Annotated in this window: 12 protein-coding genes; 7 read left to right on the top strand and 5 right to left on the bottom strand. The window is 57.1% G+C overall.

Annotated features, from left to right (window positions below; genetic code table 11):
* Window positions 1-162: 162 nt before the first annotated feature.
* A complete protein-coding gene (locus RUE5091_RS04470) occupies window positions 163-408 on the top strand; it encodes a hypothetical protein (protein WP_058280674.1) in 246 nt (81 codons plus the stop codon).
* A gap of 254 nt (window positions 409-662) precedes the next feature.
* Here RUE5091_RS04470 and RUE5091_RS04465 read toward each other — a convergent pair whose 3' ends face one another.
* Both RUE5091_RS04465 and RUE5091_RS04460 read right to left on the bottom strand, forming a co-directional pair.
* Window positions 663-947 (bottom strand): pyocin activator PrtN family protein, encoded by a 285-nt coding sequence (locus RUE5091_RS04465; protein WP_051371952.1) that lies wholly within the window; start codon window positions 945-947, stop codon window positions 663-665.
* Window positions 948-1,056: 109 nt separating this feature from the next.
* Window positions 1,057-2,319: a tyrosine-type recombinase/integrase gene (locus RUE5091_RS04460; protein WP_243470711.1), complete on the bottom strand. Its 1,263-nt coding sequence runs from the start codon at window positions 2,317-2,319 to the stop codon at window positions 1,057-1,059.
* A 277-nt stretch (window positions 2,320-2,596) separates the two neighbouring features.
* Between RUE5091_RS04460 and dusA the strand changes: the two genes are divergently transcribed.
* Genes dusA through RUE5091_RS04440 form a run of 4 tightly spaced genes read left to right on the top strand, consistent with a single transcriptional unit; the run spans window position 2,597 to window position 5,998 of the window.
* Entirely contained in the window at window positions 2,597-3,592 is a 996-nt protein-coding gene (gene dusA, locus RUE5091_RS04455; protein ID WP_082643542.1) for a tRNA dihydrouridine(20/20a) synthase DusA, read from the top strand.
* A 39-nt stretch (window positions 3,593-3,631) separates the two neighbouring features.
* Window positions 3,632-4,456 (top strand): sulfite exporter TauE/SafE family protein, encoded by an 825-nt coding sequence (locus RUE5091_RS04450; protein ID WP_058280673.1) that lies wholly within the window; start codon window positions 3,632-3,634, stop codon window positions 4,454-4,456.
* Window positions 4,453-5,235 (top strand): hypothetical protein, encoded by a 783-nt coding sequence (locus RUE5091_RS04445; RefSeq protein ID WP_058280672.1) that lies wholly within the window; start codon window positions 4,453-4,455, stop codon window positions 5,233-5,235. Before RUE5091_RS04450 ends, RUE5091_RS04445 begins: the two co-directional genes overlap by 4 nt.
* Window positions 5,236-5,269: 34 nt before the next feature.
* A complete protein-coding gene (locus tag RUE5091_RS04440; RefSeq protein ID WP_058280671.1) occupies window positions 5,270-5,998 on the top strand; it encodes a SpoIIAA family protein in 729 nt (242 codons plus the stop codon).
* A 249-nt stretch (window positions 5,999-6,247) separates the two neighbouring features.
* Here the strand turns inward: RUE5091_RS04440 and RUE5091_RS04435 are convergent, their stop codons facing one another.
* Genes RUE5091_RS04435 through ccmI form a run of 3 tightly spaced genes read right to left on the bottom strand, consistent with a single transcriptional unit; the run spans window position 6,248 to window position 8,181 of the window.
* Window positions 6,248-6,481 carry a DUF1289 domain-containing protein gene (locus tag RUE5091_RS04435; protein WP_058280670.1) on the bottom strand — a complete coding sequence of 78 codons (234 nt, stop codon included), beginning with the start codon at window positions 6,479-6,481 and terminating at the stop codon, window positions 6,248-6,250.
* 18 nt (window positions 6,482-6,499) lie between these two features.
* Window positions 6,500-6,964, bottom strand: a complete 465-nt coding sequence (gene ruvX / locus RUE5091_RS04430; RefSeq protein WP_058280669.1) for a Holliday junction resolvase RuvX — start codon at window positions 6,962-6,964, stop codon at window positions 6,500-6,502.
* Window positions 6,961-8,181 carry a c-type cytochrome biogenesis protein CcmI gene (gene ccmI, locus RUE5091_RS04425; protein WP_058280668.1) on the bottom strand — a complete coding sequence of 407 codons (1,221 nt, stop codon included), beginning with the start codon at window positions 8,179-8,181 and terminating at the stop codon, window positions 6,961-6,963. The genes ruvX and ccmI overlap by 4 nt, the downstream gene beginning before the upstream one ends.
* Window positions 8,182-8,376: 195 nt before the next feature.
* Between ccmI and RUE5091_RS04420 the strand changes: the two genes are divergently transcribed.
* Together RUE5091_RS04420 and RUE5091_RS04415 are read left to right on the top strand one after the other, a co-directional pair.
* Window positions 8,377-9,621 (top strand): sarcosine oxidase subunit beta family protein, encoded by a 1,245-nt coding sequence (locus tag RUE5091_RS04420; protein WP_058280762.1) that lies wholly within the window; start codon window positions 8,377-8,379, stop codon window positions 9,619-9,621.
* Between the two features lie 76 nt (window positions 9,622-9,697).
* A complete protein-coding gene (locus RUE5091_RS04415; protein WP_058280761.1) occupies window positions 9,698-10,027 on the top strand; it encodes a sarcosine oxidase subunit delta in 330 nt (109 codons plus the stop codon).
* Window positions 10,028-10,053 lie beyond the last annotated feature (26 nt).

Genomic DNA, 10,053 nt, shown 5'->3' with positions numbered 1-10,053 from the left:
GAGGCCCCACGGTCGTTTGGTGTCTCTTCAACTGTGTCAGTTTCTTCTGTCGAGCGGTGAGCACTCTGTAATCCCGGCCTACGCGTGCCGGTGCAAATCTCATTCCCCAGAGTTTTCCTGATGATATAGTTTGAGTGTTATTTTAATGGAAAGAGATGAGCCATGGATGATAGAGCGCTGATTTCCGAAATTAGCAGAATTTTGGACATGCATGGTCTTGAGCATGGCAAGCGAGACGCGGCGTTGGGTGTGCTTTGGATCGTATTGCATCCAAATTCCACGCCGACCTCAAAAAAGAATATTTGCGACGATGGAAGTATCCTCAATAGTCAGCGCTGGACTCTATTCAACAATCAACGTGAGACCGAAATGAAAGTCGAACTCCACTATAATACTGACATAAAGTAGGCTTGCGGTGATTGGACACCGCCCCTTTCTCAGCAAGCTGAAATTGGGACGGCGCATCTCATGACGGAGAAAGTGAGGATCCTTCAACCATTCGAAAATGGGGTTCGCATTGGCTGCATATCGCTGCGCCACCAGTGCCACTGAAATCCCCTGCGTCGTTGCCTACGCTCAACTCTCGTGCTCTTCTTCGTCCGATTAAAACCCCTTCTTCCGCCCGCCCATAAATCACTCGTCAAGGCGCCGTCAGGTCAGGTTCAACGGGCGCTTGCGTCGAACGCGGCGTCTTCCCAGATAGAAGCGAATTTCTCCTGCGCAGCTGTGAACTGAACGTCAATCAGTCGAGCGAGATCCGTGAGCTGTATGAATTTCTGAGCCTTCTGGCTGTTGTTCTCTACTCCAGTGTATGGCAAGCGGATGTCGCCGCCGTCGATTTTTTGCTTCAGCGTATCCGGCTTGTAGTTCAAATACTGCGCTACGTGTTCCAGCGGGATAATCGGATTTCCGCCGAAATGGGCGAGCAGCATGTCGATGGTTTTCATCTTGGTCTCCTTTGCTTGTGGAGAGGAAATGCGTTTCTGCTTCAAAAGGCGGAAAACTGGTTTGATAGGAGTTTGATGGCCGATGCATGGAACCCGGCCATCGGGGTTATCAGTGAAGTGACTTGCATCTCTCCAGGATCAGTTGATGCCAGTCCCAGTTGGCGAATTTGTCGCCTTCTTCTTCAACGTGTTCGTAGCGGTACAGACATCCACCATTCTTGTGACCTGAGATTTTTCTGACGAATGAAGCAGACTTTCCCATCTCGAATTGCCGACTGATGGCTTCGTGCCGAAAGTCATGGAAGCGCAGATCGACGACTCCGACCTTGTCCCGGTGGCGGCGGTATGCTGTCCCAACCGAGCGCGGATTGTAAGGGAAGATGAACTCAGACGTCCTGGGCATTGCCAGGATAATCTCCAACGCTTCACTCGGAAGAGTGCACCAAACGTTGTTTCCCTTTTTTTGCCTGGGATGTTTCATGTCGCGCACGAGGATCGTGCCACTATTCACGCGCAGATCATCCCACCTCAGTCTGCAGATTTCGCTCAGACGACGCGCCGAATAGATTGCAAAGACCGCCAGGATGTCTGCAGGTATCTTCTGCCGAGGATTTTCCGAGATAGCAGTCAGGATTTTGTTCAGCTCACAGAGTTCCGGTCGGCGATCGCGCTCTTCGGATCGAGCCAGAACCTCATCTTCCCAAAGAGTTCGCATGGCCAGGCTGACCACTTCGATGGGGATCAAAGCTCCTCGGTCCTTGGCCCAGGAGAGTGTCCTCGCCAGGTGAGTCATGTATCCCGCGACAGTCTGCGGCATTCTTTCACCAGCCGACAATAGATCTGCATAGTCGTATAGCTGTTGCTGGGTCAGCGTTGATACCTTGGTCTTTCCGAACTCGTCGGCCTTGATGAACGTCAGCACTTGAAGGGCAGATCGGCCAAGGGTTTTTCCGCGCTTCAATCGATCGTCGATGACATCTGAGATTGTAGTTTCCGTCACGATTTGAATTGGAAACCCGTTTAGCTCGATGTCGCGGAGTTGGTTGTTTCGCCATTTTTTTGCGTTTGGCAGGTGCTTGAAGGTTTTCGTGAGGCTGTGCTGTTTGCCATCGACACGCTTTCGGATTTGTACCCGGTAGGAGAACTTTCCATTCTTGCCTTCAAACCGAGTGATGTTCTGTTCCTCGAATTTTTTCCCAGGAATCTCCTTGCGAGGTTTCTTTTCTTTCTGCTCGGTCGTCGAGATCGGCATGGTGCTTTCTGAAACCCCGGCAGCAGTCACAGCGGTTGCTTGAGAAGGGGAGCGGTGGAAGAGGTTCTGGGCAGTAATCGCTGCGAGCACATCCGTTGTGCTTTTGTTGATAGTGGTCATGGAATTCGTCCCATCTTGATTTAGATGACAGGGAATTCGGTTCGTCCGCACGAAAAAAGATTCCGGGGTTTGATAGCCAAATTCCGAGGGAAGAAGGGAAGATGGAACCGGTGGTGCCCGGGCCAGGAACCAGCTGCATTTGGGCCGCTGTTTGTAGGCTTTGGATGTGCTACACCGTAGCACGCTCGAATCGAGAACCTCCGAAAATCCCCGGAAATACGGTGAAATCAGGGGAAATCGTGCTACGCGAAGTTTGGAGCTGAATGGAGTTAACGCTTTGAAAAATAACGCACAAAAAGCAGCGCGTTTAAGCGTGGCACCCATGATGGATTGGACAGATCGGCATTGTCGTTATCTGCATCGGCTGCTCAGCGGGCAGACGTTGCTGTATACCGAAATGGTGACCGCCCCGGCGTTGGTGCGGGGTCGGGCGATGCATCTGCTGGCTTTCAACCCCGAAGAACACCCTGTTGCGTTACAATTGGGTGGGTCCGACCCGCAGGAACTGGCGCAGGCAGCGCAGTTTGGGGCCGAGGCGGGCTATGATGAGATCAACCTGAACTGCGGCTGCCCCTCGGATAGGGTGCAGTCCGGCACGTTCGGGGCGGTGCTGATGAAAGACCCGGGCCGGGTTGCAGACTGTGTGTCCGCAATGCGTGAGGCGGTCGATGTTGAAGTAACCGTGAAATGCCGCATCGGGGTGGATGAGCAAAACCCCGAAGAGGTTTTACCCACGTTTCTGGATCAAATCCGTGCAGTGGGTTGTGAGCGGGTGACGATCCATGCACGTAAGGCCTGGTTACAGGGGCTTAGCCCCAAGGAAAACCGTGATATCCCGCCTTTGGACTATGATCTGGTTCACCGAATGAAGGCGGCATTTCCCGATCTGCATATCTCGATCAACGGCGGCATTACCTCTCTGGATCAGGCGCGCACCCATCTTGAGGCCGGGTTGGACGGTGTCATGATTGGGCGTGCGGCCTATCATCAGCCAGCCGACATTCTGGCCGAAGCTGACCCGTTGATTTACGGCACCGGACAAACGGCTGATCCTATCGAGGTCGTTCACAAAATGGTTCCATATATCGAGGCTCATCTTGCCGAGGGGGGACGGTTGCACCAAATCTCCCGTCATATGCTGGGCTTGTTCGCTGGACGCCCTGGCGCGCGGGCATGGCGGCGGGCCTTGTCCGAGGGTGCGGTGCATGAGGGCGCAGGCCCCGAGGTAATGTTGCAGGCACTAGAGCGCGTGGCGCCTCTGGTCGAGGTGTGAGCGGAACAAGATACGGTCATTGGCCGTTATGGGGGGAAGATGCCCGAGACGATGTTGCTGGCCCAGATGCTGGGCCTTTTGCTTGTAATCGGGGCGCTGGCCGGCGTGCTGGCCGGATTGCTGGGCGTTGGCGGGGGTATCGTGTTAGTGCCCGCCTTTTTTTATGCCTTTCAGACGCTTGGTTATGGCGGCCCGCAGTTGATGCAGCTGTGTTTGGCGACTTCTTTGGCGACAATCATCGTGACCTCAGTGCGATCCGTGTTGTCGCATAACAAAAAAGGCGCTGTGGATTGGGAAATTCTGCGCGGCTGGGGGCCCGGAATCGCGGTCGGGGCGATCATTGGCGTTCTGGTGGCCTCGGCGCTGCGGACCGAGGTCCTGCAGATATTGTTCGGGGTGCTGGGGATGGTTATCGGAGCCTATCTTGGGCTGGGCAAATCTGAATGGCGATTGGGTGACGCCATGCCCAAGGGGATCAAACGTGCGATACTGTCGCCTCCGGTTGGCTTTCTTTCGGTGTTGATGGGGATCGGAGGTGGCAGTTTCGGCGTACCGCTGATGAGCCTTTACAACACACCCATCCACCGCGCCGTCGCAACTGCTGCCGGTTTTGGCGTGATCATCGCGGTGCCTTCGGTATTGGGCTTTCTATTTCTGGACGTTCCGTCGGAACACCGCCCGCCATTGACCATTGGGGCGGTCAATCTGATTGCTTTTGGTATCGTTGTCACTATGACGACAATCACCGCGCCTTGGGGGGTAAAGCTGGCTCATGCCATGGACCCCAAACCCCTCAGACGTGTGTTTGCGGTATTTTTGACACTGGTGGCTCTGAACATGCTGCGCAAGGCACTGGGGCTGTGAGTGATTTTCACGAAAAAGGTTGGATCAGGTTCCCCTTCGATCCAGCGCTGGCCGAATGGGTTGGGCATGCGCTGCCCGCTGCTCGCGCGTCTGTCACTGACCCGGCCTATGCCCAATGGCTGGATTGTGAAGAAACATGGTTTATTGGTGTTGACGCGCTGGACAACGACCCGCAAGGCAGGGTTGGGCAATCGGAGGTGTTGTCTGGCCAAGCCATGGACTTCATCACCGAACAATACGGAGAACTGCCGCTGCACAAAGGGCAGGTCTCGGTCATTTATCCCGGCTATCCACGCCCGCGGCAGGGTGAAAGCACCAGCGCCGGGCAGTATAGGTTAAAGCGGGACGCGGCACATGTGGACGGGTTGCGACCGATGGGACCGGATCGTCGGCGGCGAGTGGATGAACCGCATGCGTGGATATTGGGCGTTCCTCTGAACGATGCCAGCATTGATGCGGCCCCCATGGTGCTGTGGGAAGGCAGTCATAAAATCCTGCGCGCCGCCTTCAGACGCGCACTGGATGGGCACCCACGCGATAGTCTGCGTCAGGTGGATGTCACAGATATCTATCAGGCTGCTCGCCGCGAGGTATTCGACACCTGCCCACGCATCGAATTGCCCGCCAAACCGGGTGAGGCTTACCTGTTGCACCGTCATTGCCTGCATGGGGTGGCCCCTTGGGGAGGCAATGCCTCGGCCGGGGTGGACGGACGTATGATCGCCTATTTCCGCCCCGAGTGTGCCGGGGGAGTAGCCGAATGGATCGAATCCGCCTAACCTCCTGCCATTATTCGGATTTGGAGGTTATTGGATGATTACGGTCCACAGAAATTCGGACGGGGCCTTGCTGGAGGTCGAACTGTCCGGCGAGGTGACCAGCACTGATTACAGCGAGGTTCTGGTGCCCGCGATCGAGGCCGCGCTGACCGAACATGACAATGTGCGTCTGCTGGCTGTCGTGCAGCCGGAATTCAAGGGTTACGATCTAGGTGCCGCCTGGGCTGACACAAAGCTGGGACTGAGCCATTGGCGCGGATTTGATCGCATTGGCGTGGCAGCGGATCAGGGTTGGGTAAAGACCAGTATCCGCCTGGCTGCCCCGATCCTGCCATGCCCGGTGCAGGTCTTTGAACTATCCGAACTTGAAGCCGCCCGTCGTTGGATGCGCGAATCTCTGGGCTCCATTCACGTGATTGATCTGGGCGGCCCCTGCATTCAAATCCGCCTGTTGGGCAAACTGGACCCCGATGAATTCAGCCGGGCCGAACTGGACCTCGATAATTTATTGCAGGGCAAGGAGGGGTTCCGTCTGTTGATTGATCTGAGGGAATTTGATGGTTGGCAAGGGCTGTCCGCCCTGGCATCACATTTCAAACTGGTGAGAAATCACGCCGGAATGCTGGATCGCGCGGCCATTATTGGCGACAAGACGTGGCAGCATATGGCGCAACGGGCGGCCAGTCATGTTCTGGGCACGAGAACTCAGTTCTTTGCATCCGAAGACATTGAAAACGCCAAATCCTGGCTGGCTGCGGGGTAGGCCAAGATAAAAAGTAACGCTTACGTCAGGTCACGTTAAGTCAGGCTTTGTTTTACTTGATTGAACGGTCAAGAAACGATTAGCAATGCCCTGTTCTTCCGCGTAACCACTTCGGAAGAACCTAATAACTGAAGCGCGTCGCTGTGGGTTGCCACTCACTCACCACAAGTGTTCGAACTTGATCCCCCTCGAAGTTCAGACCAGCCTGCAGCGGCGCAGATTCAGTCAATACCCTCGATTTGAGTTGGACTAAGACTCTTTCAGTCGTGCAGCGCGACCGCCCCGACGTTTGGTCAGCTGGGGCTTGCGTGAGGGCAGATTTTCCATGATCTCGGCGCGCTCACTGCTGTCCATTTTGGACCAGCGTGAGATTTCGTCGATGGTGCGATAGCAGCCGGTGCAGATACGTTCGGTCGGGTGCACGACACAGATCTGGACGCAAGGGCTTTCGACCTCGTTCCTTTTCCAAACCATGTTCGTCATTGCCGTATCCCGTCGCAACTAAAGAAAGCGTAGCCTGTCCAAGGCTCCTTGCAGAATATAGCCAGCGGCGACGTGATCGATAACCTGTCCGCGACGTTTTCGTGTCGTATCCGCCTCAAGAAGCGCCTTTTCGGCCGCAACCGTGCTGAGTCGTTCGTCCCAGAACCCGATGGAAAGTTCGGTCAGACGCGACAGATTCCGGGCGAAAGCACGGGTGGATTGGCAGCGAGGGCCTTCGGTTCCGTCCATGTTTTTCGGCAGACCCAGAATGATACCGCCAATCTCACGGTCGGCGATCAGCTCAAGCAACCGCGCGGAATCCAGTGTGAATTTCTTGCGCCGCACGGTTTCCAAAGGGCTGGCTACGCCGCGCATCCGGTCCGAGACCGCGACGCCGATGGTTTTTTCGCCCAAATCCAAGCCCATCAATGCGGTCATCGGGCGTAGGGCGGCTGCAAACTCTTCGAACGCGTCGTGAATCATTGTGCGATCCCGGCTTGCAGTGCGGCGGCGTCGATCAATTCTATGGCATCGGCATTTCCGGCAAAGACTTCCATCGCTTCATTCTTGATGTCGATGGCGCGCTGACCTTCACCCAGAACGCCTAGGGCCGCGATCAGACGCGCCCATTCCTCGGGCGAGCCTCCCTCGGTGGCAAGACGTTCAGACAATTGGTTGACCATGCCCTTGATCATCTCCTGCCGTTCTTCCGGTGTCAGTTCGGCGGCAGCGTCGACGTCACCCTGGCTGGGGCCGGGGGCGGCAGGTATTTCTGGCGCGTTGAATACCCCGGCGCGGAAAGCCAGCTCATCCAATTGCGCCAGAATGGCATCGGCCCACGGAGCGCCCGCAGGGGCATCGCCCAAAGCATCGACCCAGACCCGGTATCCAACATCGGGGCGCCCAATCTGCACCATCATCTGCCCCAGATAATATTGTGCCGGCCCATGGCGCGGGTCACGCTGTAAGGCTTGCCGCAATGCCTCTTCTGCCTCGGGTGAGACATAGCCACTGACGGACAAGATCATCATCTCGGCCAGATGCGAAAAGGCATCCGCCGGGATATCGTCACCTGACAGCTCGATCACACGTTGCTGGGCTGCGTACGCGGCGGGAAAGTTGCCTGCATTCGCCTCGTGCTGAGCCAGCAAAATGTGGCCCTGCAGATCATCAGGGCGCGCTGCAACAGTGTCGCGCAACTGATTCAGAAGATTGGCATAGCTCTCATCAAGCGGTGGCAATTGCGCGGGCGGGGCGGCAGCCTCGGCTTCGGTCTGACTGGGGCGTTCGGCGCGCAGGATTTCGGCTTGCTCCAGCCGCTGCGACAAGGGCTGATCTGGCAGCCCGGCAGCCCCCATCTGGCGATACATCCAGACCGCACCACCGACGACGACAAGCGCAATGACAGCAAAGGCTGTAACGGAGGCCCAGAGGGGCGGTCCGGTGCGATCAACCCTTGCCTGCACTTGCGCGTCAGCGGCCAGAATGCGGCGTGAGATTTCCGTGCGCACCCGGTCTGCGTCGGCCTCACCGATCACTCCTCGGGCTAAATCCTTGTCCACACCCGCCAGCTGTTCGCGATAAACGCGCAGATCATAAGCCGCCGCAGGCTCGCGCGTTTTGCGGCTGCGCAGCAGCGAAAAGCCCAGGAACACCGCAATCATCAAAGCGGTAAGAATGGTGACGACCAGGAACGACATGGTTTCTCCGATATGGCTGCCCTGACTTAGACTTGTCTGCGGGGCGAAAAAAGAGACAAATGGCCGCGAGAGGACGTCATGTCGCAATAATGGGGCGGATGTCGCAATAGTTCGATATTGTGGCGCTGTGCGGCAGGGGTAAACTGTTTGCGCACGGCATATCTGCGCCAATCACCGAACCGGATGGATTCGCTTATGAAACACTACTCAGCCTTTGCTGTGGCGCGGGAGGCCCTGCGCTATCACACCGGATGGGAGCGCGCGTGGCGCTCGCCTGAACCGAAAAAGCGGTACGACGTGATCATCGTCGGAGCAGGGGGGCATGGTCTGGCGACCGCCTATTATCTTGGCAAGAATTACGGCATCCAGAACGTCGCCGTGATCGAAAAAGGCTGGCTGGGCGGTGGCAACACTGGGCGCAACACGACCATCATCCGGTCGAACTATCTGCAGGACCCGTCGGCGGCGATCTATGAAAAGGCGCGTGGCCTCTATGAGGACCTGAGCCAGGACCTGAACTATAACATCATGTTCAGCCCCCGAGGCGTGATGATGCTGGCGCAAACGCAGCATGAAATCCGCGGCTATCAGCGCACAGCTCACGCCAATGCGCTGCAGGGCGTGCAGACCGAATGGATCGGACCTGAACGTGTCAAACAACTGGTGCCGATCATCAATATCGACGGTCCGCGCTATCCGGTTTTGGGGGCTCTTTGGCAGGAACGCGGCGGCACCGCACGGCACGATGCTGTGGCCTGGGGCTATGCCCGCGCGTGTTCGGCAATGGGGATGGATATCATCCAGCAATGCGAAGTCACAGGTGTCCGGTCCGAGAATGGCCGCGTCATTGGCGTCGACACCACCAAGGGCGCGATCGATTGCGAAAAGCTGGGCATCGTGGTCGCGGGCCATTCCGGTCAACTGGCCGAGATGGCGGGTTTCCGTCTGCCGCTTGAGGCGATTGCCCTCCAGGCGCTGGTCTCCGAGCCGATCAAGCCCTGCATGGATGTGGTCGTGATGGCCAATACCGTCCACGGTTACATGTCGCAATCCGACAAGGGTGAGATGGTGATTGGTGGCGGCACTGATGCCTATAACAACTACACCCAACGCGGGTCGTTCCACCACATTGAGGAAACCGTGCGCGCGTTGGTCGAGACTTTCCCGATGATCTCGCGCCTGAAGATGCTGCGCCAGTGGGGCGGTATCGTGGACATGACCGGCGACCGCTCACCCATCCTGTCGAAGACGCCACTACAAGGCTGCTTCATCAACGGTGGTTGGGGAACGGGTGGCTTTAAGGCGATCCCGGGGTCCGGCTGGGGAATGGCACAGTTGATGGCCACGGGTCATTCGCCGCTGACCGAGGCGTTCTCGTTGGATCGTTTCAAAGAGGGCCGCTTCATCGACGAAAGCGTCGCCGCCGGGGTGGCGCACTAAGGGCGTTGTCCAAAGTTGCTCACTAACAGAATTCAGGTCGGCCATTGTGTCGACCGACCGCCAAAAGGATGAACACATGCTGATCCTGAATTGCCCGTATTGCGGCGTCGACGCCGAAGAAACCGAACTGGCCGCTGGTGGCGAGGCGCATCTGAAGCGTTTTGGTCCCGGCTCGTCTGAAGACGAGTTCCATGACTATCTGTTCATGCGCGAAAACCCCAAAGGCGTTCATTTCGAGCGCTGGCGCCACAGCAATGGCTGCGGCAAGTGGTTCCACGCCGCGCGTTGTACTCAGACGCTTGAGGTGTTCGGGACCTATTCGGCCCAAACCACCGAGCCGCCGAAAGAAATCCGCGAAGCGATCTCTGCCAAGCGCCCCGGCTGGGCGTGGAGAGAGTACGAATGATCCGCGCCGCCACACGTAATTCCGCC

Origin of the sequence: Ruegeria denitrificans, assembly GCF_001458295.1 — a bacterium.
Taxonomy (GTDB): Bacteria; Pseudomonadota; Alphaproteobacteria; order Rhodobacterales; family Rhodobacteraceae; genus Ruegeria; species Ruegeria denitrificans.
This window is presented reverse-complemented; position numbering and strand designations above follow the sequence as displayed.

What these genes read in the sequence shown, in the direction of transcription:
- RUE5091_RS04470 (WP_058280674.1), top strand. Translation starts at nt 163, where the DNA reads ATGGATGATAGAGCGCTGATTTCCGAAATTAGCAGAATTTTGGACATG.
- RUE5091_RS04465 (WP_051371952.1), bottom strand. Translation starts at nt 947, where the DNA reads ATGAAAACCATCGACATGCTGCTCGCCCATTTCGGCGGAAATCCGATT.
- RUE5091_RS04460 (WP_243470711.1), bottom strand. Translation starts at nt 2,319, where the DNA reads ATGACCACTATCAACAAAAGCACAACGGATGTGCTCGCAGCGATTACT.
- RUE5091_RS04450 (WP_058280673.1), top strand. Translation starts at nt 3,632, where the DNA reads ATGCCCGAGACGATGTTGCTGGCCCAGATGCTGGGCCTTTTGCTTGTA.
- RUE5091_RS04440 (WP_058280671.1), top strand. Translation starts at nt 5,270, where the DNA reads ATGATTACGGTCCACAGAAATTCGGACGGGGCCTTGCTGGAGGTCGAA.
- RUE5091_RS04435 (WP_058280670.1), bottom strand. Translation starts at nt 6,481, where the DNA reads ATGACGAACATGGTTTGGAAAAGGAACGAGGTCGAAAGCCCTTGCGTC.
- ruvX (WP_058280669.1), bottom strand. Translation starts at nt 6,964, where the DNA reads ATGATTCACGACGCGTTCGAAGAGTTTGCAGCCGCCCTACGCCCGATG.
- ccmI (WP_058280668.1), bottom strand. Translation starts at nt 8,181, where the DNA reads ATGTCGTTCCTGGTCGTCACCATTCTTACCGCTTTGATGATTGCGGTG.
- RUE5091_RS04420 (WP_058280762.1), top strand. Translation starts at nt 8,377, where the DNA reads ATGAAACACTACTCAGCCTTTGCTGTGGCGCGGGAGGCCCTGCGCTAT.
- RUE5091_RS04415 (WP_058280761.1), top strand. Translation starts at nt 9,698, where the DNA reads ATGCTGATCCTGAATTGCCCGTATTGCGGCGTCGACGCCGAAGAAACC.